The sequence below is a fragment of the Virgibacillus sp. Bac330 genome (genome assembly GCF_003667845.1).
In the GTDB taxonomy this organism is placed as follows: Bacteria; Bacillota; Bacilli; order Bacillales; family Amphibacillaceae; genus Virgibacillus; species Virgibacillus chiguensis.
Genome location: NZ_CP033048.1, coordinates 1,663,046 through 1,685,772 on the forward strand (window position 1 = coordinate 1,663,046; position 22,727 = coordinate 1,685,772).

25 protein-coding genes are annotated in these 22,727 nt (G+C 34.5%); 24 read left to right on the plus strand and 1 reads right to left on the minus strand.

Features of this window, described 5'->3' with window-relative positions; translation table 11 throughout:
* Positions 1 to 64: 64 nt before the first annotated feature.
* Positions 65 to 499 carry a DUF4430 domain-containing protein gene (locus tag D9780_RS07765; protein WP_121639780.1) on the plus strand — a complete coding sequence of 145 codons (435 nt, stop codon included), beginning with the start codon at positions 65 to 67 and terminating at the stop codon, positions 497 to 499.
* A gap of 8 nt (positions 500 to 507) precedes the next feature.
* Positions 508 to 1,023 carry an ECF transporter S component gene (locus D9780_RS07770; RefSeq protein WP_121639781.1) on the plus strand — a complete coding sequence of 172 codons (516 nt, stop codon included), beginning with the start codon at positions 508 to 510 and terminating at the stop codon, positions 1,021 to 1,023.
* 79 nt (positions 1,024 to 1,102) lie between these two features.
* Here D9780_RS07770 and D9780_RS07775 read toward each other — a convergent pair whose 3' ends face one another.
* Positions 1,103 to 1,327, minus strand: coding sequence for a ferredoxin (locus D9780_RS07775; protein ID WP_116277042.1), 225 nt, complete (start codon positions 1,325 to 1,327; stop codon positions 1,103 to 1,105).
* A gap of 253 nt (positions 1,328 to 1,580) precedes the next feature.
* Between D9780_RS07775 and D9780_RS07780 the strand changes: the two genes are divergently transcribed.
* The 22 genes from D9780_RS07780 to D9780_RS07885 all read left to right on the plus strand — a co-directional run bounded on the left by D9780_RS07780 (position 1,581) and on the right by D9780_RS07885 (position 22,643).
* A complete protein-coding gene (locus D9780_RS07780) occupies positions 1,581 to 2,639 on the plus strand; it encodes a YpbB family protein (RefSeq protein ID WP_162985826.1) in 1,059 nt (352 codons plus the stop codon).
* 1 nt (position 2,640) lies between these two features.
* The gene (locus tag D9780_RS07785) at positions 2,641 to 4,194 is read left to right on the plus strand and encodes a RecQ family ATP-dependent DNA helicase (protein WP_121639783.1); all 1,554 of its coding nucleotides are present in this window, start codon (positions 2,641 to 2,643) and stop codon (positions 4,192 to 4,194) included.
* A complete protein-coding gene (locus D9780_RS07790; protein ID WP_121639784.1) occupies positions 4,181 to 4,765 on the plus strand; it encodes a CPBP family intramembrane glutamic endopeptidase in 585 nt (194 codons plus the stop codon). Before D9780_RS07785 ends, D9780_RS07790 begins: the two co-directional genes overlap by 14 nt.
* Entirely contained in the window at positions 4,762 to 5,088 is a 327-nt protein-coding gene (locus D9780_RS07795; RefSeq protein WP_073004211.1) for a hypothetical protein, read from the plus strand. Before D9780_RS07790 ends, D9780_RS07795 begins: the two co-directional genes overlap by 4 nt.
* Before the next feature lie 234 nt (positions 5,089 to 5,322).
* The gene (locus tag D9780_RS07800) at positions 5,323 to 5,901 is read left to right on the plus strand and encodes a genetic competence negative regulator (protein WP_073004209.1); all 579 of its coding nucleotides are present in this window, start codon (positions 5,323 to 5,325) and stop codon (positions 5,899 to 5,901) included.
* A 430-nt stretch (positions 5,902 to 6,331) separates the two neighbouring features.
* Positions 6,332 to 7,612: a Glu/Leu/Phe/Val family dehydrogenase gene (locus D9780_RS07805; RefSeq protein WP_077703648.1), complete on the plus strand. Its 1,281-nt coding sequence runs from the start codon at positions 6,332 to 6,334 to the stop codon at positions 7,610 to 7,612.
* A 231-nt stretch (positions 7,613 to 7,843) separates the two neighbouring features.
* A complete protein-coding gene (locus D9780_RS07810; RefSeq protein ID WP_121639785.1) occupies positions 7,844 to 8,809 on the plus strand; it encodes a YpdA family putative bacillithiol disulfide reductase in 966 nt (321 codons plus the stop codon).
* Positions 8,810 to 9,001: 192 nt separating this feature from the next.
* The gene (locus D9780_RS07815) at positions 9,002 to 9,976 is read left to right on the plus strand and encodes an asparaginase (protein WP_240458796.1); all 975 of its coding nucleotides are present in this window, start codon (positions 9,002 to 9,004) and stop codon (positions 9,974 to 9,976) included.
* 173 nt (positions 9,977 to 10,149) lie between these two features.
* Positions 10,150 to 10,839: a glutamic-type intramembrane protease PrsW gene (prsW, locus tag D9780_RS07820; RefSeq protein WP_073004202.1), complete on the plus strand. Its 690-nt coding sequence runs from the start codon at positions 10,150 to 10,152 to the stop codon at positions 10,837 to 10,839.
* A 181-nt stretch (positions 10,840 to 11,020) separates the two neighbouring features.
* Entirely contained in the window at positions 11,021 to 11,848 is an 828-nt protein-coding gene (gene sleB / locus D9780_RS07825; protein WP_116277049.1) for a spore cortex-lytic enzyme, read from the plus strand.
* Positions 11,849 to 11,864: 16 nt separating this feature from the next.
* Positions 11,865 to 13,205 carry a germination protein YpeB gene (gene ypeB / locus D9780_RS07830; RefSeq protein WP_121639786.1) on the plus strand — a complete coding sequence of 447 codons (1,341 nt, stop codon included), beginning with the start codon at positions 11,865 to 11,867 and terminating at the stop codon, positions 13,203 to 13,205.
* 104 nt (positions 13,206 to 13,309) lie between these two features.
* Positions 13,310 to 14,002, plus strand: coding sequence for a flagellar brake protein (locus D9780_RS07835; protein WP_121639787.1), 693 nt, complete (start codon positions 13,310 to 13,312; stop codon positions 14,000 to 14,002).
* Between the two features lie 271 nt (positions 14,003 to 14,273).
* Positions 14,274 to 14,942: a (d)CMP kinase gene (gene cmk / locus D9780_RS07840; protein WP_073004196.1), complete on the plus strand. Its 669-nt coding sequence runs from the start codon at positions 14,274 to 14,276 to the stop codon at positions 14,940 to 14,942.
* A 17-nt stretch (positions 14,943 to 14,959) separates the two neighbouring features.
* Positions 14,960 to 15,544 (plus strand): lysophospholipid acyltransferase family protein, encoded by a 585-nt coding sequence (locus tag D9780_RS07845; protein WP_073004194.1) that lies wholly within the window; start codon positions 14,960 to 14,962, stop codon positions 15,542 to 15,544.
* Positions 15,545 to 15,706: 162 nt separating this feature from the next.
* Positions 15,707 to 16,843, plus strand: a complete 1,137-nt coding sequence (rpsA, locus tag D9780_RS07850) for a 30S ribosomal protein S1 (protein ID WP_121639788.1) — start codon at positions 15,707 to 15,709, stop codon at positions 16,841 to 16,843.
* A 376-nt stretch (positions 16,844 to 17,219) separates the two neighbouring features.
* Positions 17,220 to 18,104, plus strand: a complete 885-nt coding sequence (locus tag D9780_RS07855) for a YIEGIA family protein (protein WP_073004190.1) — start codon at positions 17,220 to 17,222, stop codon at positions 18,102 to 18,104.
* A 92-nt stretch (positions 18,105 to 18,196) separates the two neighbouring features.
* Entirely contained in the window at positions 18,197 to 18,382 is a 186-nt protein-coding gene (locus D9780_RS07860; RefSeq protein ID WP_073004188.1) for a capping complex subunit for YIEGIA, read from the plus strand.
* A 400-nt stretch (positions 18,383 to 18,782) separates the two neighbouring features.
* Positions 18,783 to 20,093 carry a ribosome biogenesis GTPase Der gene (gene der / locus D9780_RS07865; protein WP_073004186.1) on the plus strand — a complete coding sequence of 437 codons (1,311 nt, stop codon included), beginning with the start codon at positions 18,783 to 18,785 and terminating at the stop codon, positions 20,091 to 20,093.
* 13 nt (positions 20,094 to 20,106) lie between these two features.
* Positions 20,107 to 21,144, plus strand: coding sequence for an NAD(P)H-dependent glycerol-3-phosphate dehydrogenase (locus D9780_RS07870; RefSeq protein WP_121639789.1), 1,038 nt, complete (start codon positions 20,107 to 20,109; stop codon positions 21,142 to 21,144).
* A gap of 61 nt (positions 21,145 to 21,205) precedes the next feature.
* A complete protein-coding gene (locus D9780_RS07875) occupies positions 21,206 to 21,466 on the plus strand; it encodes a stage VI sporulation protein F (protein WP_073004182.1) in 261 nt (86 codons plus the stop codon).
* A gap of 232 nt (positions 21,467 to 21,698) precedes the next feature.
* Complete coding sequence (locus tag D9780_RS07880; RefSeq protein ID WP_073004181.1) at positions 21,699 to 21,896, plus strand: DUF2768 domain-containing protein; 198 nt, start codon at positions 21,699 to 21,701, stop codon at positions 21,894 to 21,896.
* Between the two features lie 18 nt (positions 21,897 to 21,914).
* Complete coding sequence (locus tag D9780_RS07885) at positions 21,915 to 22,643, plus strand: hypothetical protein (protein WP_073004179.1); 729 nt, start codon at positions 21,915 to 21,917, stop codon at positions 22,641 to 22,643.
* The last annotated feature ends 84 nt before the right edge of the window (positions 22,644 to 22,727 follow it).

A 22,727-nucleotide genomic window follows, 5' to 3' on the forward strand; every position in this document is an offset into this window, starting at 1 on the left:
CTGTTTTAAACAGGTAATTATGATATCATAAATGAAAAATTGGAAATAGAAAGGATGTTATTTTATGAAACAATGGTTATTCCGATTTGGATCATTTTTGGTCGCTATTGCTCTATTAGTAGGGTGTGGAAATGAGGATTCAGGAACTACTGCCCCATCAAGCAATCAACCTTCTGAAAATCAAGTAACACAGGAAGAACAAGCAGAAGAAACAGTATTGATTACAATATCTAAAGACGATGGCGCGGAATACTTACATGAAAAAGAGATACCCATTGAAAAAGGCGATATTTTAATGGATGTAATGGAAGAAAATTTTTATGTTGAAACGGAAAAGAATGGAGAATTTATTACCTCAATCGAACGTTTATCAGCAAAAGAAGGTGAAAAGAAAGGGTGGATTTATACTGTAAACGGCGAGATGCCAAATGTTGGTGCTACAGAATATGAATTAAAGCCAGGTGATAAAGTAGTTTTTGATTTTCAAGCTTGGGAATGAGTATATAAATGAACACGTATAAATTAACGCTTATAGCGATACTAGCGGCACTAGCAGTTGTTGGAAGGTATTGGTTTGCTTTTTTACCAAATGTGCAACCAGTTACGGCAATAATAATTATTACAGGAGTAATCTTAGGGCCGGGGAGCGCATTATTGTTAACGGTTATCGTTGTATTTGTATCCAATATGCTACTTGGCATGGGAATATGGGCGGTTTGGCAAACGATCTCATGGGGAGTGATAGGCATTATAAGTGGTTGGATAGGGAAAATGTTTTCACGACCACCGTTTTTGCTGTTGTTGATCTTTACTGTTTTTAGCGGTTATTTTTATGGCTTTATTATCTCACTGACGACTTATCAAATTACTGGTTCATTTTGGCCTTATTACATAAGTGGATTACCATTTGATACAAATCATGCTATTGGCAACGCTGTTTTTTTCGTGCTTTTTTATCCTCTTATCGCTTATTTAATGGAAAAATATGCGTTACACCGTTTTGCAGTAAAAGATACCGACTGATTAATAACTTGTAGAGAATCTTTTGATTTTCTACAAGTTTTTTATGCTATAAGAATGTATAAAAAATACATAAGTATTACTAAAATGGCTGTTTAGAAACTTTCACAGAACCTGTAGGGCACTCTTCGTATGCATCAAACATTGCATTAATTTGATCACCTTCAACAGGTGTAACTCCTAGGTTGTTATCTTTTAGAAAATAAGCAATACAATCATCGTCGTAATCATATAAATCTGGCGCTGAAATACCGCATGCTCCACAGGCAATACACGTCTCTCTATCAACTTTGGTATAATAACACATCTTTCAAGTCTCCTTAGCATAGTAGTACATTCCTAGATTATTCAAGTAACTTATAAACTCACCTATATAAGTTTATACTTAAAAAAATGAAAATTCAATGCTGTAATGTGCTTCAAATGCTATAATGTAATAAATAGTTTTTGCATTAGGTACTATGTGTTCTAGCTGAACGTAATGCTATATAAATTTCACAGTTTATGTCTTAGCTTTAAATTAAAAACTTAAGAGTAGATGGGGCTGAGAACGATTGATATTGAAAGGGATAATTCTAAGTAGTATCCATAGATTAAAAGGAGAACGATCCACATCAGCAACCTACTATATTATAGCAGGTAGAAAATCGATTCAAACGGTACAAGATATACATATGTATGGATTAAAACAATTTTATTCTATATACCCAAAGCTTATTAAGTCTTATTTTGACAAGGTAATTTATGAATTGAAAAAAGAACAATTGATTGAAATTACAGATGGTAATAAAGAAACTTATATACTTTCGTCTATAGGGCTTCAGTGGTTAAGAGATCATAAATCAATATTACCTCTTTCTTATTATTCTGGGATGCAAAATGGAGAAAGTAGCCGTGTATTTTGGTCGCGATTACAATTATTGATTCAAACAATTACGAATGTACACAAAAATGAATTTCATTTTATACCAGTTGTTGAAGATAAAGCAATTGAAATTTGGGTAAAGCTTTATTATCAACGAATTAAGCTTGACACTTCGTCGTTTTTACAACAATTATACGAGGAATTACAAGAGGTTTTACAAAAACTTCCTACTTATATGGCGGAAATTTTTGTAGATCGACTCACAAGTTTTAAAGATTATGGAAAAAGCGTTCATCAACTGGCTAGTAGTCATTATTTAACAACAATCGACTTAGAACTAACCTTAATAGCAGCTTTGCACCGAATCATTAATATCATTCAGTCATATAAACAAACTTATTCATTATTGAATGATATCATACAAACAACGGAACCTCGTCGTTTATCAAATACAGCTATAACTACCTATCAATATTTGCTTAAAGGGTTTTCTATTGAGGAGATTGCCAAGAAGAGAAAATTAAGGGTGAATACGATCTATGACCACGTAGTAGAAATTGCACTGCATGATTCTGCGTTCCCAATTGATGCTTATGTATCAAAGTATGATCAAAAGATTATTGTTCGTGCATATAACGAAGTGGATGTCTACAAGCTTAAGCTAATAAAGCAAAAAGTACCAGAGCATATTACTTATTTTCACATTCGTTTAGTCTTAACAATGCTAACCAACACGCAGAAGGTAGGTGATTAGAGTGGAGCAGCCTGTAGATTATTTGGAACAAAAATTAAACCAATTTTTTGGTTATACGTCCTTTCGTCGTGGGCAACGAGAAATAATAGAAGATGTTATAGCAGGAAAAAATGTACTTGGTGTGTTGCCAACTGGATCAGGAAAATCGATCTGTTATCAATTGCCTGCAATGTTGCAAGATGGGATAACTATTGTTGTATCGCCACTTATTTCATTAATGATGGATCAAGTAAAGCAATTAAAAGCAAAGCAGTGGAAGCAAGTAGCAGCAATAAACAGTTTTATGGATCGAAAAGAACGAGAACAAGTATTACAAACATTACATACGTATCGTTTAATTTATGTATCCCCAGAGCTACTACAACAGGAAATGTTACAAAATAAATTAAAAACATTGAAAGTAAGCTTGTTTGTAATTGATGAAGCTCATTGTATTTCACAGTGGGGACATGAATTTAGGCCTGATTATATGCGTTTACAGCACATTATTACATATTGTAACTATCCACCTACACTAGCACTCAGTGCTACAGCAACATCTAAAGTACAAGCTGATATCATTCAGTCGTTAGGAAATTTAGCTTTTAAAAAACATGTTTATCCCATAGATCGGAGCAATATTGCCCTTTGCATTCAAAAAGTAGACGATGAACATGATAAAATGACAGTATTAACGGCTATTTTCAAGAAATACCATGTACCTGCTTTAATTTATTTCTCAAGCCGTCAAAAAGCGGAAGAAATAGCTGTATTGTTGGCTGAAAGAATTAACCGGCGTGTTGCAGTATATCATGGGGGAATGGAACAAAATGACCGTATTTCTATTCAGCAACAGTTTATGAACGATCAAATTGATGTGGTTTGTTGTACGAGTGCTTTCGGTATGGGAATTAATAAGGCAGACATCCGGCTAATTATCCATTATCATTTAACAACACAATTGGAAAGTTATATTCAGGAGATTGGTAGAGCAGGGAGAGATGGGAAAGCAAGTGTGAGTGTTTTGCTTTACTGCAGGAAAGATATACATTTATCTAAGTTTATTATTCGTCGCGAACTGCCAGAAATAGATGAATTGGTCGCCGTCTTCCAAAAGTTAAAGCAATGGTATGACCAAAAAAAACCTTTGCCTTTACAGGAAGAAGAATTATCTGAGCAGCTAGGTATCTCTAGTCAACAGTGGCGATTCATACGTTATCAATTGGAAAGGTATGCAATTATAAGGCAAAGCAATATTTACTTTCATATAGACACTTGGAATAAAGCTTATCAATATATTAGCAACTATATTGAAAAAAGAAACAAAGCAAAACAATCAAGATTGAATCAAGTACTAAATTGGATTCACCACACCGAATGTTTGAGAAAACATTTATATAAAGAATTTACGCCATCAATATTACCTCCTACTACTGACCAATGTTGTAGTAATTGTGGCTTTTTGTGGGACAACTGGCATCCTGTACAAAAGAAAACACCGTCTTGTATGAACTATTCCTGGCGGGAAAAACTAAAGCAAAAATTACTCATTGGGGATACTTATGAAACAAATTGATTATATTAAACGAATGGATCGTACTGAGTTGCGGAAGCAAATGATCATTTCACAATTCATTCTTATCCTATTTAGCGTTGGCGGAAGTGTTTTATTCTTTGAATCCTTTTTCGTTTGCTGGAAGGAAATGTTTGTTTGGAATATAGAAGAAATAATTTATTATGGAGTTTTACCTGGTTTTATCATTGTAATGGTTGATTGGTTCTTAACATATACGTTACCCGCTAAATATTACGATGATGGTGGAATAAATGAAAAATTGTTTGCTAACCAGCCCGTTTGGTTTATTGTTACTATTTCCATTTTAGTTGCTCTGTCTGAAGAGATGTTGTTTCGTGGCGTTATTCAGACTACTTTTGGTTATTGGGTGGCAAGTATTCTATTTGCGCTTGTACATTTCCGCTATTTAAAAAAGCCTGTATTACTTGTATCCGTGTTGCTTGTTAGTTTTTATTTAGGATATTTATTCCATATAACGGACAATCTAGTAGTTACAATTACAGCGCATTTTATCGTTGATGTTTTATTAGGCTTTTTCATTCGATTTAAAAGAGAGGTGTGGATGCGATGAACACAGAACACAACCCTACAAGAGATCAAGCAAAACAATTACGACGCAAAGTCCAAGAAGTAAATGAAGCGGACAGTAATACTATGGAACAAGTACCAGATTCCAAACAGGAGAAGGATATAGATGTTTTGAATTTACCACCAAGGAAAGAGACTCATCAGCAGAAAAAGCAAACTATCCGATTAAGAATAAGTAATCCTACGCAAAGATTCTTATTCATTGTTTTTTTTATCCTACTTATCATCGTTGGTGCTTATTTTATTATAGGAGATAAGTTGTTTACTACTATTTCATTTTATAGCTTTGATTTTGAAGTGCTGTAAAAAGTTTTCTTATACCTCATTTATATTTGTAAGTTAAATGTAATTGAAATTGTTCAACAATTGTATTTGTAGCATATAGTATAATAAGAAAATCAGTAAATACCCACTTGAACTTTAATTCGTTCCATCTTTTTATGCTGTTCTGTCACGAAACGCACAGTTCTTTTACCATGGATAGATGTTTTTACGAATAAATGAATTATTTAATGATAGATGTTTAAAGGAGGTTACAATATGCGAATTGAGAGAGTGTCTAATAACCAATTTACGATCTTTTTGACTTTTGATGATTTAATTGAAAGAGGCTTTACAAAAGATGACTTATGGTATGATGGTTCAAATGTTCGGAAATTGTTTAGCGATATGATGTATGAAGCCAGTTCTGAATTAGGATTTGAACTAGAAGGGGCACTGCTTGTGCAAGTGCATTTAATGCAAGCGCAAGGTATGCATGTTATTGTAACGCAAAAATTAGAAGATGTGGACTATGATGATGAATTTGTGGAAATGAAGGTTACTCTTGATGAAAATAAAAAACTGTTGTTTTCTTTTTGTGATTTGGAAGCTGTTATTGGTGTTGCGTCTTCTTTAGCTTCGATGAATATTACCGGCGGAAAAATATATTACATGGATCCTTATTATTATATGTTATTAAATGATACGGAGTTAAATGGTGCGAATCGAGAAGATGTCATAGCTGTTTTATCCGAATTTGCTAATCCAAGCATTGTTACTACTTATCGTTTACAAGAATACGGAAAATTGATATTCGCTACCGATGCCGTAAAACAAATTCGTGCTCTATTTGCATAAATCGATATTTTTACCTAAAAAAAGATTATGGACTAGCACCTTGTATAATAAAATGTTACGATATCTATTGGGATAAATCTTGTATTCAGACTAAAGCATATATTTTTTTAAGTTTATGTAATAGGAGAAGCAGAAATTGCGAGTAATTATATTGCATATTTACAACGAAAGTGTATACTAATGTCTGAGTACAGCTATTAGCGCATGTTCACTAAAGCGGAAAAAGGACCATTTGTTTATGGGAAACTTTTTGGTAGGGGTTATAGTAAAAAAATCAAAAAGAACAGTAAAGATTTGTTCTACAGTATCTAACTTCAACATATTTAATCATTTGCTTGCCATACGGAGAAAAGTTCCATTGTTCTTTTCCATAAGCTTTTGAACATCCTCTGTCAATAAATTATTTAGAGATATACTAGGAGGTAAATTCATGGTAGCCGATAACGCAGCAGATTCTACCAAAGAAGTAAATGAAAAAATGGATGTATTAAGTTCAACACGAGCTGTTGTAAAAACTGCATTGGAGAAACTGGGTTACCCTGAGGAAGTCTTTGAACTATTCAAAGACCCTGTTCGGATGATGACAGTTCGTATTCCAGTGCGCATGGATGATGGATCCATTAAAGTATTTACTGGGTACCGCGCTCAACACAATGATGCTGTTGGTCCGACAAAGGGCGGTGTAAGATTCCATCCAGATGTCACTGAAAAAGAAGTGAAAGCATTATCTATTTGGATGAGTTTAAAGGCGGGCATTGTCAACCTACCTTATGGTGGGGGAAAAGGTGGTATTATTTGTGATCCTCGTGAAATGTCATTTCGGGAGTTAGAAGGACTTAGTAGAGGGTATGTACGTGCAATTAGTCAAATTGTAGGGCCAACAAAAGATATACCCGCACCAGACGTTTTTACGAATTCACAGATTATGGCTTGGATGATGGATGAGTATAGCCGCATTGACGAATTCAACAGTCCAGGTTTTATTACTGGTAAGCCAATAGTTCTTGGTGGATCGCATGGAAGAGAATCTGCAACTGCAAAGGGTGTAACAATTTGCATTAATGAAGCTGCTAAAAAGAAAGGGCTTGATGTAAAAGGAGCGAGAGTAATCGTTCAAGGGTTTGGAAATGCAGGAAGTTTCCTATCAAAGTTTTTGCACGATGCAGGAGCTAAGGTAGTAGGTATTTCCGATGCTTACGGCGGTCTTTACGATTCAGAAGGACTAGATATTGATTATTTATTAGATCGCAGGGATAGCTTTGGAACCGTCACCAAACTTTTTAACAATACGATTACAAACAAGGAATTGTTAGAAATGGATTGTGATATTCTTGTACCTGCAGCGGTTGAGAATCAAATCACAGACGAAAACGCTTACAAGATTAAGGCTAGTATTGTAGTTGAAGCTGCTAATGGACCAACTACAATGGAAGCAACCAAAATTCTAACAGAACGTGGCATCTTGTTAGTACCAGATGTGCTAGCTTCTGCTGGAGGAGTCACCGTATCTTATTTTGAATGGGTGCAAAATAATCAAGGCTATTATTGGTCCGAAGAAGAAATAGATGTTAAGCTTCATGAAACAATGATTAAAGCATTCAATTCAATCTATAACACTGCTGAAACGAGACGTGTGGATATGCGTTTAGCTGCTTATATGATTGGAGTTCGAAAGATGGCTGAAGCATCCAGATTCCGCGGTTGGGTTTAAATCGTAGTGAGATGTTAGGCATAACAAATGACGAAAAAACTCTTATCTTGTATAGTAGGATAAGAGTTTTTTCTCTATAAGCTTATAGGTACTGTGTTCAGACAGGGGATTTCCTGTAGTGAAGGATATTCGATCGTTCATTTTTAATCTACTTTTATTAATCATTATTACAACATTTTAATACATATAAAAATAAGTATAATTGCAAAATAGAAAGAAGGGTTTTATGCTATGCAACAAGAAAAAGTGATAGTCATTGGTGGAGGACCATGCGGAATGTCTGCCGCAATTGAATTGCAAAATTTAGGTATACAACCATTAATTATTGAAAAGGGAAATATTGTCAATGCTATTTATCATTATCCTACGCACCAAACATTCTTTAGTTCAAGTGATAGATTAGAAATTGGAGACGTTGCATTCATTACAGAAGAACATAAACCAGTACGTAATCAAGCGCTCTCTTATTATCGTGCTGTAGCACAACGTAAACAGTTGAGAATTCATACATTTGAGCAAGTGACAAAAGTGGAACCATTGAATGATGATTTCCGTGTTGTTACGACAAAACAAGCATATAAAGCAAAGTATGTAGTAATAGCTACTGGTTATTATGGACAACCAAATATGATGCGTATACCTGGTGAGGAACTTCCTAAAGTATCACATTATTTTAAAGAAGCTCATCCATACTTTCGTAAAAATGTAGCGGTTATTGGTGGGAAAAACTCAGCTGTAGATGCAGCAATGGAGCTTTACAAAGCTGGTGCGCATGTAACTGTACTCTATCGCGGGAGTGAATATTCAGATAGTATAAAGCCGTGGATATTACCTGAGTTTGATTCGCTTGTAAGAAAAGAAAAAGTAAATATGATTTTTAATGCACATATATGTGAAATCACTCATAATTCATTAATTTACGAAGTCAATCAACAAGCATATCGTTTGTCAAATGACTTTGTATTTGCAATGACAGGCTATCATCCTGATTTTTCGTTACTTACTTCCACAGGTATAGAAGTGAATGATACGACAGGTGTGCCCAACTATGATGAAACAACATATGAAACAAATATACCTGGCGTTTACATTGCTGGAGTGGTAGCTGCTGGATTTAATAATAACAAAATTTTTATTGAAAATGGGCGTTTTCATGGAGAAGCAATTGCTCAGTCTATTTCATCAAAATTAAACTAACATGATTGTTCACTTGTTTTCATGCATTTTTAATACTGCTCCTAAAGTTCATTTTTTAAGCATCCACTTTAGCTCGTTTCTTGTCTCTATGTGAACGTTTCACCCGAAAAGTTATATGTTTTCTTGTAAAAATTAAGATGAAAATGCTACTATTAGATTAGTTAGAATATGCTAGATTGTAGGTGTAAATCATTGGAAAATAAAAAGGTGGTACTAATTGCTACTGGGGGCACCATCGCAAGTGAAAAAAAAGAAGATACTGGACTGTTGCAATCTGGTGTCATCTCAGGTGAAGAGATTGTTCAGTACTGTGATATACCTAAGCACATTGACTTACAAGTCGAATCTATGCTACAAAAAGCCAGCATGCATCTTTCGTTTGACGATTTATTAGCTATAAAAGAAAGAATAGATTTGCACTTAGCGAATGATCAAGTTTCAGGGGTTGTTATTACCCAAGGAACAGACACATTAGAAGAAACTTCTTATTTTATGAACTTAATTACAGATCATGAAAAGCCTATTGTGTTTACAGGTTCACAGCGATCACCGAGAGAAGTTGGAACAGATGCTTTTATTAATATTAAACATGCTGTTTTAACTGCGTCTAGTAATGATTTATACAATGTTGGTGTCGTTGTCGTATTTAATGAAAGAATATTTCATTCTCGTTATGTAAAAAAAGAGCATGCTTCCAATGTACAGGGGTTTAATTCGTTTGGCTTTGGATATTTAGGCATTATAGATAACGAAGCTGTACATATATTTCAAAAACCAATAGGAAATGAATACTATAAATTGACAAATGTGATACCTGAAGTTGATATTATTAAATGTTATATGCAAGCAGGTGACAAATATATCCGAGCAGCTAGAGAAGCTAAGGTAGATGGCATTATTTTAGAAGGTGTTGGTAGAGGGCAAGTATCGCCTGGAATGATGACCGAAATTAAACGTTGTGTTAAATCAGGAATCATTGTAGTTATTACAACTTCTGCAGTTGAAGGTGAAGTATACACCACGTATGATTATAAAGGAAGTACCTTTGATTTAAAACAAGCTGGTGTTATTTTAGGAAGAGATTATGACAGTAAAAAAGCTCGTATAAAATTAATGGTTGGATTAGCTAGTGAACAGAGAGATATAGCTGCATTGTTTGCTGTTTAATCCCAAATTAATCATATGCATATCATTTGTGTGAGCACTTATATATTTATTGCTTTGTAATTTGCATAGGCCATACTAGTCTTATAGAAATAGAGCCTAATAATTGAATTTAAATGACTGATATTTGCTCACACATGCTATAGGTTTACTAACGGGAAAGGATAGGGGGAGCTATGTTTTCTATATTATCTGCTGGTGTTGCGCCAGCTTTGGCTTTAATGTCATTTTTTTATTTAAAAGACCGTTTCTCTGAACCAATAACTCTAATTGCGAGAAACTTTATTTTTGGAATGTTGTTAGTTTTCCCTATCATGTTTATCCAATATGTTTTTCAAGCAGAAGGTATTATTAATCATCCAGTTAGTGAATCGTTTTTGCTTGTTGGGCTCTTAGAGGAATTCTTTAAATGGTTTATTTTCATGTATGCTATTTATCATCATGCTGAATTTGATGCGCATTATGATGGAATTGTTTATGCTGTTGCTATAAGTCTCGGTTTTGCAACGTTAGAAAATATTTTATACTTATTTACTAACGGAATTAATTATGCCTTTATTCGGGCTTTCTTCCCCGTATCTTCACATGCTTTATTTGGTGTAATTATGGGGTATTACTTCGGAAAAGCTAAAATATATTCTTTACATAAACGCCGCAATATTTTCTTAGCATTTTTTATACCGTATGTACTACACGCCATATATCACTATATTCTTACAATAGTTTCTAGTAATTGGGTTGTTGTTTTAGTACCATTCATGATTTTTTTATGGGTTATCGCATTACACAGAATGAAAATTGCTAATTTGTCCCCACATGCTTTACGTAAAACTTGCGAAAAAAAGAAAGAAAACCACGCAATTTAATGATAGATCATGAAAGTAAACAGTGAACCTTTATCCATTAAGTGATAGAGGTTTTTTATTGTCCATGAATCCTTGCTATTCTTTTATTTAGTTGATTTCCAAATATAAAGTAGCAGATGAATAAAATGATTATTATAACGGAAACTAACAGCACAAAACCTTGAATAGCAGGAGGAAGTGTATGATGGAGAAAAAGCTGACAATTACAATTTGCCTTATCAGTTTTTTATTTCTTGGATTGAATGTAATACAAACGGAAAAAACAGCGCATGCATTTAGTAGTCAAGTAATTCAACATGGCGCTGTTGGTGATGATGTAATTGAATTACAAGCAAGATTACAATATTTAGGTTTTTATAACGGAACAATAGATGGTGTATTTGGATGGGGGACGTATTGGGCGTTACGCAATTTCCAATATGAGTTTGGGCTTGAGATAGACGGATTAGCTGGACAAGATACAAAACAAAAACTTACAAAGGCCAGTGAATATGATGAAAACTATGTAAAGCAACAAATTAAACAAGGGAAAAAATTCACGCATTATGGCGGTGAAAAGAGAAATAAAGAATCTACTAGTAAAAACAAAGGTGGAGCAAATCAAGGGCAGGGCAATCAAGGAAGTAGCACTGCTGTCAATGTTCCACAAGGGTACTCGCAAAATGACATACAGTTAATGGCAAATGCTGTGCATGGAGAAGCAAGAGGGGAACCTTATGTAGGTCAAGTAGCTGTAGCAGCTGTTATTCTAAATCGGGTAGAAAGTGCTACATTTCCAAATACTGTATCGGGTGTTATTTTTGAACCACGGGCTTTTACTGCTGTTGCAGATGGACAAATTTGGTTAACGCCTAATGAGACTGCGAAAGAAGCAGTATTAGATGCTATTAACGGTTGGGATCCATCTGGAAATGCAATATATTATTTTAATCCAGATACTGCAACATCAGGCTGGATTTGGACAAGGCCACAAATTAAAAAAATCGGAAAGCATATATTTGCAAAATAGAAAGGTGTGAAAGGATATGATCCGCTGGATACTAATTGCCGTACTTGCCATAGGTATTATAGGAACAGGGTTTTGGGGGTATCAGGAGCATCAAGAAAAAAACGCGGTTCTCATTCAAGCTGAAAACACATATCAGCGAGCATTTCATGATTTAACCTACAGAGTTGACGTATTAAATGATAAGATTGGCTCTGCTTTAGCTATGAACTCTAATCAACAATTATCACCGCAACTTGTTGAAATTTGGCGAATTACCTCGGAAGCATTATCTGATGTTGGGCAATTACCACTAGGGTTATTGCCATTTAATAAGACAGAAGAATTTTTAGCTAATATTGGTGAGTTTACCTATCGTACGGCAGTGCGTGATTTAAAAAAAGAACCGTTATCAGATCAAGAAACAAAAGCTTTAGAAAAGCTATACAATCAATCAGGTGAGATTAAAGATGAACTAAGAAAAGTTCAACATACAACACTAGAAAACAACTTACGCTGGATGGATGTGCAGCTAGCTTTAGCTAATGAAGATCAGCAGTTGGATAATACGATAATTGACGGTTTTAAAACGGTAGAGAAAAAAGTGGATGGGTTTACTGAAGGAGGCGGTGATACATCTACATCAAATAAATCAGTACGAGACCACGAATTTAAATTTTTAACAGGCAATCAAATGACAAATGAAAATGCTCTTACAAAAGCAAGTAAACTTTTAGGCGTAAAAAATAAAGATAAACTTCGAATTACTGAAAGCGGCAAGGGAGCAGATGTCCCTGTATATAGTGTTTCCTATCATAATGAAGAAGAAAGTGGCTATTTAGATTTATCCCAAAAAGGAGGCCATCCATTAACCCTATTAATTAATAGGCCTATAAATCAAAAGAAGATTAGTTTAAATGAAGCTATGAGGAAAGCAGAAAAATATTTAAAAACCAACCAATTTGAAAATATGACCGTTTTCCAAAGCGCTCAGTATGGAGATATTGGAGCATTTTCTTTCTTATATAATAAAGACGGTATCCGCTATTATTCTGATGCGCTAGAGGTCAAAGTAGCATTGGATAATGGAGAAATACTCGGTCTAACTGCTATTGATTACTTTATGAATCATGTTGACAGGGAAAAAGTTGAACCTAAGATTAGTGTAGATGAAGCAAAAGAAATGGTTAATCCAAATGTTGATATTCAAGAAGAATATTTAGCTGTTATTGACAATGATCTTGGTGAAGAAGTGTTAACGTATGAATTTTTAGGAACAATGGGAAATGAAACATACCGTATTTTTATTAATGCTAATGATGGACGAGAAGAACAAATAGAAAAATTGAGTGGTTCAGAAGTTAATTATGCTAGAGGTTGACAAAATATGTCTTCCTCTTTTTTTATTTTTCTGTAATAATAGGTATAAAGAACTATTCGAATAGACCGCTATATCGCCTAATATACGATACGAGGAGTGTTATAATGAAATTAGGAACGATGCTTCAATTAGAAGTCATACAATCTAGAAAAAAAGGAAGTGATAAGGATAACAAATACCGGTGTAAATTAATCAATAAAAATGAACAATGTATTTTTATTGATTTCCCAGTAAATATAAAATCAAAAAAAACAGCTGTCTTTGCAAGAGGAACGGTATTTGACATCACTTTTGTTGGAGATGATGAAGTGATTTATAAATTTCGTTCTAAATTAATAACCAAAATAAAAGGTAAGATTCCTTCTTTAGCAATTCAAAAACCTGTCAACGTTCATCGTATTCAGCGACGAAATTTTATTCGAGTGGAAACAGTTGTTGATGTTGCGGTACATTCAGATCAAAACCTCTTCTCTCCGTTTATTACAGTAACCAATGATATTGGTGCAGGAGGTTTATCTTTAATCGTACCTAGAAACCAGCCTATTATTGGGGATTTAGTAGAATTATGGCTAGTTTTACCAATATCTAAAGGGTCTTTTTTGTATCCAAATATACGTGCTAAGCTTGTGCATCAAGAGAAGGAAAGGAACGAAATTACTATAGCCTCTTTTCAATTTTTAACATTAGATACTAAAATGGAGCAATCTTTGATACAATTTTGTTTTGAAAAGCAACGAGAAGCAAGAAAAAAACAACTATTTGATCGTTCTTATGGCATAATAAAAAATAAGCTTTGAATAGACCATTTTGAAATGAATATGTTATTATTTAGTAGGGCTTGTTCAAAATATGTATAAAGGTAATCTTTTATAATATACAAGATGATGAAAGGATATAGGATTTCTAGTATAAGCATGTGCCATAAAGGTCTTGGTGAAAATTCTTCTTTCTTAAACTTGGAACATCGACGTGTTATTAATGTGCATTTTTTATTATAATTATTTACATATACTTGGCATAGCCAAGTTTTTTCAGGATAAATGTATTGGAGAGGATTAGGTACCATTTATGAAGAAATTAATAACTATTGCCATTGATGGACCTGCAGCAGCAGGAAAAAGTACTGTAGCAAAAATTGTAGCTGAGAAGTTATCATGTATTTACATTGATACAGGAGCAATGTATCGAGCACTAACTTGGAAAGCGTTGAAGAATTCTGTTAATGTTAATAACGAAGCGGAGCTTATTGAATTATTAGAGAGCACGGATATCATGTTAAAGCAAAGTAGCCGCGGGCAACTTGTTTTTGTCGATGAGGAAGATGTAACCTATGATATTCGATCAAATGAAGTAACAAATAACGTATCATATGTTGCAAAACATCCTAAGATCAGAGAAGAAATGGTACGTCGTCAACAAATGCTTGCCAAACATAGAGGAGTTGTAATGGATGGACGTGATATTGGAACGCATGTACTTCCTAATGCAGATATAAAAATATTTTTAATTGCTTCTGTTGAAGAAAGAGCGAAAAGAAGATATGAAGAAAATCTTAAAAAAGGAATTCATGCTGACTTGAACGAACTAAAAAAAGAAATAGAACGAAGAGATGAGATCGATTCAAAACGAGAAGCATCGCCGTTAATAAAAGCAAAGGATGCCACTGAAATTGATACAACTTCTTTGTCCATTCAAGAAGTTGCTGAACGCATACTCCTCATAGCGAAAGATATTTAGTAGGAGGAGAATAAAGAATGAACTTGTATCGTATAGCAAAATGGGTTGTCTCTATTATTTTTTTTCCACTTTTTCGTATTCAAGTAATCGGGAGAGAAAATGTTCCTAAAACAGGTCCTGTAATCATTTGTTCCAATCATATTTCAAATTATGATCCTCCAGTCGTGGGAATCACTTCCCCAAGAAGTATTTATTTTATGGCTAAAGGGGAGTTGTTTGATAATCCTTTACTAGGGAAATTGTTAATAGGTATTCAGGCTTTTCCAGTAAAAAGGGGCATGAGTGATCGAAATGCTTTAAGGAAAGGGTTGCAAATTTTAAAAGAAGGCCATACACTAGGGTTATTTCCAGAAGGAACAAGAAGTAGGACTGGTGAATTAAGTAAACCACTTGCTGGGGCTGGTTTTTTTGCTTTACGCTCTAATGCAACTATTGTTCCTTGTGCCATTATCGGGAACTATAAACCGTTTAAACAATTGAAGGTTATCTATGGAAAGCCTATCCCTATGGATGAATGTCGAAAAACGAAAAAAGCAACCGCTCAAGAAACAGCAGATTTGATTATGGAAGAAATTCAAAAATTATTAGATGTTAATAAATAAAACTACATTACTTGACAAATAATTATAATTGTTAGAAGTTATAAAAAAGGGATATTATTTTACTGCATTTATTTTAAGTTATTTTTAGTTGGTAGAAAGCTTAAGTAACTTATTGCATAAAAGTTATTTGGGATTTCATAAGATTTTAGGAGGGCTATGGATATGAATGAAGAAGCAAACAATGAACAAATCAATGTAGCTGTAGGAGATACAGTAACCGGAACAGCAGTAAAAGTGGAAGATAAACAAGTACTCGTTGATTTCGGATACAAAACAGAAGGGATTTTACCAATCGGTGAACTTTCTAATCTTCATATTGAGGCTGCTAGTGATGTTGTAAGTGAAGGAGACACATTGACATTAAAAGTAAAGAAAGTAGAAGATGATGATGTTATCTTATCAAAAAAAGCTGTAGATGCTGAGAAAGCTTGGGAGGACCTTCAAGAGAAGTTTGAAAGTGGAGAAGTTTTTGAGACACAGGTAAAAGAAGTTGTAAATGGCGGTTTAGTTGTTGACGTCGGACTACGTGGGTTTATCCCCGCTTCTTTAGTAGAGACATATTATGTTGAAGACTTTAATGATTATAAGGATAAAACACTTACTGTTAAAGTTGTTGATCTTGTTCGTGATCAAAATAGGGTTATTCTATCTCATAAAGCAGTTGAAGAAGAAAAATTACAAGAAAAGAAACAGTCATTGCTTCAATCATTAGAACCAGGACAAATTATCCAAGGTACCGTACAACGTATTACCGACTTTGGAGTCTTTGTGGATATTGGCGGGGTAGACGGTTTAGTTCATATTTCACAATTAGCTCATGAGCATGTGAAACATCCTTCTGATGTCGTACAAGAAGGCGACAGCATAGAAGTAGAAGTTCTTTCTGTAGATCCGGATAGTGAGAGAATCTCTCTATCAAGAAAAAATGCCTTGCCTGGTCCGTGGTCTGGAATTGGGACACGTATCTCTCGAGGAGATGTGTTAGATGGAACAGTAAAACGTTTAGTAAACTTTGGTGCTTTTGTGGAAATTGAACCAGGAGTAGAAGGTTTAGTTCATATTTCACAAATTGCCACACGTCATATTGGTACACCGCAGGAAGTTCTTGAACCTGGACAACAGGTGAAAGTAAAAGTACTTGATGTTAATGAAAAAGAAGAACGTATCTCTTTAAGTATTAGAGAATTAGAACAAGAACAAGAAGAAAAAGAATATAGTCAATATGAAAAAGATGATGACCAATCTGGCTTTCATATAAGTGATTTTATTGGTAATAAATTAGATAAATATAAACAGTAAATAACAAATGTCTGTGGTAACATATTAACTAGTTAAAAAGACGCTTTCTATCTATGGAAGCGTCTTTTTAATGAGATTGCTTAAATTGTTAAATATGTTATTACGCCTGTAGAATAAATTTTAACTTCCAATTACTGCAAAAAAGTTTTCCTCCAAATAAAGTACTCACCTAAAAATTTACGCGTTTTGCTGACCAGTTTTATAGTCCTCATTAATTCTTCTGTACTGTTTATATAGTAAAACAATAAATTTGAGACATACTAACAATATATATTTTTTATTATGAATCGATTCGGATTTTAGAGATCGTTCTAATAGGATGAAAATATAGAGAACTTAATCGCTGATAAACGGGAAAACTACGGGAGGAAAGCTAATGAATGAGTATACGATGCCAATTTTATTTGGAGTAATTATTGGAACTTTAGCACGTATTTTAATGTTAAGAACTGATTATAGGCAATATCCTACTTATTTACATGGAAAAGTGATTCACGTATCTTTAGGTTTTATTGCTGCATCACTAGGTTCTGTTGCCATTCCAGCCATTATGGAGTTAGAATTTACGGCGGTTACATTTTTGACTGTTGCTGCAACGCAATTTAGGGAAGTAAGAAATATGGAAAGAAACACACTAACGGAAGTTGATAGTTTTGAATTAGTACCAAGGGGAAAGACTTATATTGAGGGTATCGCTATTTCGTTTGAAAGTAGGAATTACTTAGTAATTTTTACTTCCTTTATAACTACATTAACATTTATTATATTTAATGTTTATGTTGCATTATTTGCAGCGATATGCTCTGTTACTGTTTCAATGATTTTAATGAGCGGTAAAACAATGAAAAATATTGTACAAATAGATCATCACCCACTCCATTTTAAAGGTGCTGGTTTATATGTGGACAATATATATATTATGAATATTGGTTTACCTGAAAGGCAGGAAGAAATTTTAAAATATGGTTTAGGCTTTGTTCTCACCCCCAATAATATTAATACCATAACTACTATTGCGAACTTGGGACAACGACAAGCTATATTGCACGACGTTTCTGTAACTTTAGGCGTATTTAGAGATTCAGGAACTCCAGCACTGACTCCGTTAATTAAGCGGGATTTAGATGATGGACGAATTGGAATATTTATTCTTCCACAAATAAGAGATGTTAACAAAGCAATAAAAGTCATTGGATCTGTCCCTATACTGGAAAGTGCCATACGCATGCCATCTGAGTCCACTTTCACTAGAAAAACTTGACTTATCGCCCAACTCTTTATGGCGAAAGAACACTGCCGTTATTACTTATACTATTATCCTAAAACTAAGTACATCGAAAGGGAGACGAATAAATGGAAATCGAAAAGGCTATATTAGCTGTCATTACAACAAATTCTTCCATTGTTGAAGGTGGCGCACCAATTTTCATCTGTGAAACTCGAAAAGAAGCAGAAGATATATCTGCTAATTTAGAAGCAATTACGGACGGGATTGCTCATGAATTAAGTGAAGAGTTATTTATTATCGTAAAACATTGATAGGCTAATAATTATAATTGTGCGTATGCTCTACTTTTGCTATGATAGAGATTGTTCAAAGCAGTTGGCAAATAGGGCAACGACTTAGAGTAAGAGCTTTATTACATAAACGCTGGTTTATGAATTAGCGTTACATAGAAGGTGATGTGACACTCTTATTTCAAAAAATGAAGAACTTCGTCTAGAATAATTTAAAGTAAGAGTGAAAAATGCCTCAACACCTTATACGTACAAAGACCTTTAAATTTACCGGATTAGGGAAAAATTTGTAGGAGATGTAGAAAAAGCGACTATTAAATGAAGTTTTACTACAACTATAAATCAACCATTTGCCAAAATGTGAAAACAAACATAAAAATTAAAAACGCAAAAAAGATGTGAAAGAAAGGGTGTTCCTTTCATGAGGAAAGCAACAGTAGCAATAGTAGGAAGGCCAAATGTTGGTAAATCAACTATTTTTAATAGATTAGTTGGCGAGCGCATATCCATTGTTGAAGATATTCCTGGGGTAACAAGGGATAGAATTTATGCTGAAGCGGAATGGCTTACTACCCACTTTAACCTTATTGATACAGGAGGGATTGAAGTTGGAGACGAGCCACTTTTAGTGAAAATGCGCCAGCAGGCTGAAGTTGCAATTGATGAAGCAGATGTCATTATTTTTTTAGTGAATGGTAGAGAAGGTATTACCGCTGCAGATGAAGAAGTTGCAAAATTGCTATATAAATCAAACAAGCCTGTTGTTTTAGGTGTTAATAAAGTGGATAATCCAGAAATGAGAGAAACAATTTATGAATACTATGCACTAGGGTTTGGCGAACCATTTCCAATCTCAGGGTCCCACGGATTAGGGCTAGGAGACTTATTGGATGAAGTGGTAAGCCATTTCCCTGAATTGGATATAAGTGAAAAAGATGAAGATACAATTTATTTCAGTGTTATCGGACGTCCAAATGTTGGTAAATCTTCATTAGTGAACGCGCTACTCAATGAAGAACGTGTAATCGTTAGTGATATTGAAGGAACAACAAGAGACGCCGTCGATACAAAACTGCATAGAGATAACCAAGATTATGTTATTATTGATACAGCTGGAATGAGAAAACGTGGAAAAGTGTATGAAACGACAGAAAAGTATAGCGTGTTACGTGCATTAAAAGCGATTGACCGCTCGGATGTTGTGTTAGTTTTAATTGATGCAGAAACAGGCATACGTGAACAGGATAAACGCATCGCAGGTTATGCTCATGAAGCTGGTAGGGCAGTAGTTATTGTAGTTAATAAATGGGATACGATTACAAGTAATGAAAAAGCAATGAAAGAGTTTGAAGAACAAGTACGAGCTCATTTTCAATATTTAGACTATGCTCCTATTGTGTTTTTATCTGCTAAAACAAAAAAGCGCCTGCATACATTACTTCCTGCTATACAATTGGCCAGTGAAAATCATACGAAGCGAGTGCCAACAAATGTGTTAAATGATGTCGTTATGGATGCCCTTGCTATGAACCCGACACCAACTGTAAAAGGGAAAAGATTAAAGGTTCTATATGCTACACAAGTGAATGTAAAACCTCCACGTTTTGTTATCTTTGTAAATGAACCAGAACTTGTTCATTTTTCTTTTGCCAGGTTTGTAGAAAATAGAATTAGAGAAGCTTTTGGCTTTGTAGGTACACCTATTAAAATAATAGCTAGAAAAAGACAATAAAGGAGAAGATAAGATGGCAAGAGTAGCTGTATTAGGCGCTGGAAGTTGGGGGACAGCCTTAAGTATCGTACTAGCTGATAATGGACATGATGTGCGCTTATGGACACATCGACCTGAGCAAGCAAAAAAAATAAATAATACAAAAAGAAATGAGCAATATTTAGATACAGACATACCAGCATCTGTTATCGCTTATTCTGATTTAAAGCAAGCAATTCAAGATGCTGTTGCGATTGTTTTTGTAGTACCTACAAAGGCAATCCGTGAGGTCGCAAAGCAATTAGATCAGCTAGTGGAACCAGATACAACAATTATCCATGCTTCAAAAGGGATTGAACCTGTTACTTTAAAACGTGTTTCACAGATGATTAGTGAAGAATTATCTGAGTTTACGGAAGAAGAAATAGTTGTTCTTTCCGGTCCAAGCCATGCAGAAGAAGTGGCTCTACGACAACCAACAACGGTAACTGTTTCTTCTATTGAACCAGAACATGCAAAAATTGCACAAGATTTGTTTATAAATGAATCATTTCGCGTTTATACTAGCCCTGATGTAATAGGAATTGAGTTCGGCGGCGCTCTAAAGAATATTATCGCCTTAGGAGCGGGAATCTCTGATGGACTAGGTTATGGTGATAATGCGAAAGCAGCTTTGATGACAAGAGGACTTGCTGAAATAGCTAGATTAGGCACATCATTAGGAGCCAACCCATTAAGCTTTCTTGGTTTACCAGGAGTTGGCGATTTAATTGTTACTTGCACAAGTGCGCATAGCAGAAACTGGCGTGCTGGAAACTTATTAGGAAAAGGGCATAAATTAGACGATGTTCTTGAGCAAATGGGGATGGTGGTCGAAGGTGTAAGGACCGTTCAAGCAGCTTATCAATTCGCAAAAGAACAGCAGGTTGAAATGCCAATAACAGAAGGCATTTTTCAATTGTTATTTGAAGATAAATCACCAAAAGACATTGTTGGTCAATTGATGAATCGAAGCAAGCGGCAAGAAATGGACGACCTCGCCCAATTATTGATGGAAAGGTATTCGCAATAACATGAAAAGCCCTGCCTGCATATACTGTGGTTGAGTTTACTAAGAGCAGGGAGGCGAGTTCGTGAATAATTTTCAAAAAGGACTTTTTGACAAAATTCAACAAAAGTCGAGCATTAATCCAGATGATGTTTACAAAGTGGCTGATTCTGTGAAACATGCAGATTTTTCGGATGAAAGAACCGTACGTAAGCTTGTTCGCCAATTAAGCAAACTAGCGAATAAACCTATCTCCAAAGAAAAAGAAGACAAAATTGTTCAGTCTATTGTAAAAAATGATATGCCCATGGATATGAATTCACTAAATAAAATGTTTAAAAAATAAACGTTCTTGGGCAAGTGAGGATACAATCCTCCTCATTTACGCATAGAATAAATCGCACAAGCATTCATGAATAGAGTTGCTGTGGATAATTATTTAGTCATACCGGGATGGAGAAAGCCCCCCTTCATTCCGGATTTTATTATGGTTTTATCAGTCTTTTATCACGTATGTCAATGGTTTATGTTATAATACGTGTTGCAGTGAAGAATTGTATTCAAGGGGTGGATAAATCGTGTCACAAGCAATGCTGAAAATGTATATATCATTTGTGGGTATGGCTCTTTTGCTCGTTGCAATCGGTTTTATTTTATTGGCAAGGTATAAACTTAAAGGGTGGTTAGCTGGAGTAGTGTCGTTACTCGCATACATATCATTAATTTTTGGGAGTCTTATTATCTTTTACATTGTATTTAGCGGCCCATCGGCTTAGTACAAGGGGGGGTTGATCATGTATACTACATATGGAAAAATAGCCATTTTTATATTATTTACTATCCTGTTAAGCGGTTGCTTATATCCCGATAATGAATTATCAAAAAATCAGGTTCCCAATGAAGGCCAATTAGAAGCAGTCCAATCTGCAGTAGAGCAATATCGAGAACAAGAGGGCGGTCTTGTGCCAATTCGAACAAAAGACAACGACACACCTATTTTCCAAAAATATTTAATTGATTTTCCCAAATTAAAGGAAGCCAATGTATTAACGGAAATTCCTGCTAATGCTTTTGAAAATGGTGGTGTTTACCAATATGCTTTAATTACACCAGAAAAAAACCCACGGGTAAAACTAATTGATTTACGTATATCTGAAGTAATACGTAGTGTAAATATAAAGTTGGATATATATCGAGATGAACATATGTATCCACCATTTAAAGAAGAAATAGCAGATGGGATTTATACGATTGATTATGAAAAACTTGGTTTGGAAAACCCACCTACTGTTGTAAGTCCATATTCTAAAGAAAACTTACCAATTGTGATGAATACGGAAGGCGAACTCTATGTAGACTACCGAATTGATTTGAATCAAGCATTAAAAACAAAAAACCATAAGTACGAAACAGGGGATGATATTCGCTATCTGTTAGCTAATAATACTCCTTTTGTTCCAGTGTACTCTCTTCCTTATACGATTAAGAATGAGGAACCTGTATTTTTACACGAAAATAAATAAAAAGTATCATATTCGAACCCTTGAAACAATATATTGTTTCAAGGGTTTTTGATCGTAGCAAATTTATAACAAATTTCCATTACA

Bases quoted from the DNA above. Each gene is read 5' to 3' on its own strand.
- D9780_RS07800 (WP_073004209.1), top strand. From the start codon at position 5,323: ATGCGAATTGAGAGAGTGTCTAATAACCAATTTACGATCTTTTTGACT.
- cmk (WP_073004196.1), top strand. From the start codon at position 14,274: ATGAAGAAATTAATAACTATTGCCATTGATGGACCTGCAGCAGCAGGA.
- D9780_RS07885 (WP_073004179.1), top strand. From the start codon at position 21,915: ATGTATACTACATATGGAAAAATAGCCATTTTTATATTATTTACTATC.
- prsW (WP_073004202.1), top strand. From the start codon at position 10,150: ATGTTTTCTATATTATCTGCTGGTGTTGCGCCAGCTTTGGCTTTAATG.
- rpsA (WP_121639788.1), top strand. From the start codon at position 15,707: ATGAATGAAGAAGCAAACAATGAACAAATCAATGTAGCTGTAGGAGAT.
- der (WP_073004186.1), top strand. From the start codon at position 18,783: ATGAGGAAAGCAACAGTAGCAATAGTAGGAAGGCCAAATGTTGGTAAA.
- D9780_RS07775 (WP_116277042.1), bottom strand. From the start codon at position 1,327: ATGTGTTATTATACCAAAGTTGATAGAGAGACGTGTATTGCCTGTGGA.
- D9780_RS07835 (WP_121639787.1), top strand. From the start codon at position 13,310: ATGAAATTAGGAACGATGCTTCAATTAGAAGTCATACAATCTAGAAAA.
- D9780_RS07765 (WP_121639780.1), top strand. From the start codon at position 65: ATGAAACAATGGTTATTCCGATTTGGATCATTTTTGGTCGCTATTGCT.
- D9780_RS07790 (WP_121639784.1), top strand. From the start codon at position 4,181: ATGAAACAAATTGATTATATTAAACGAATGGATCGTACTGAGTTGCGG.
- D9780_RS07795 (WP_073004211.1), top strand. From the start codon at position 4,762: ATGAACACAGAACACAACCCTACAAGAGATCAAGCAAAACAATTACGA.
- D9780_RS07855 (WP_073004190.1), top strand. From the start codon at position 17,220: ATGAATGAGTATACGATGCCAATTTTATTTGGAGTAATTATTGGAACT.
- D9780_RS07805 (WP_077703648.1), top strand. From the start codon at position 6,332: ATGGTAGCCGATAACGCAGCAGATTCTACCAAAGAAGTAAATGAAAAA.
- D9780_RS07810 (WP_121639785.1), top strand. From the start codon at position 7,844: ATGCAACAAGAAAAAGTGATAGTCATTGGTGGAGGACCATGCGGAATG.
- D9780_RS07770 (WP_121639781.1), top strand. From the start codon at position 508: ATGAACACGTATAAATTAACGCTTATAGCGATACTAGCGGCACTAGCA.
- D9780_RS07870 (WP_121639789.1), top strand. From the start codon at position 20,107: ATGGCAAGAGTAGCTGTATTAGGCGCTGGAAGTTGGGGGACAGCCTTA.
- ypeB (WP_121639786.1), top strand. From the start codon at position 11,865: ATGATCCGCTGGATACTAATTGCCGTACTTGCCATAGGTATTATAGGA.
- D9780_RS07845 (WP_073004194.1), top strand. From the start codon at position 14,960: ATGAACTTGTATCGTATAGCAAAATGGGTTGTCTCTATTATTTTTTTT.
- D9780_RS07860 (WP_073004188.1), top strand. From the start codon at position 18,197: ATGGAAATCGAAAAGGCTATATTAGCTGTCATTACAACAAATTCTTCC.
- sleB (WP_116277049.1), top strand. From the start codon at position 11,021: ATGATGGAGAAAAAGCTGACAATTACAATTTGCCTTATCAGTTTTTTA.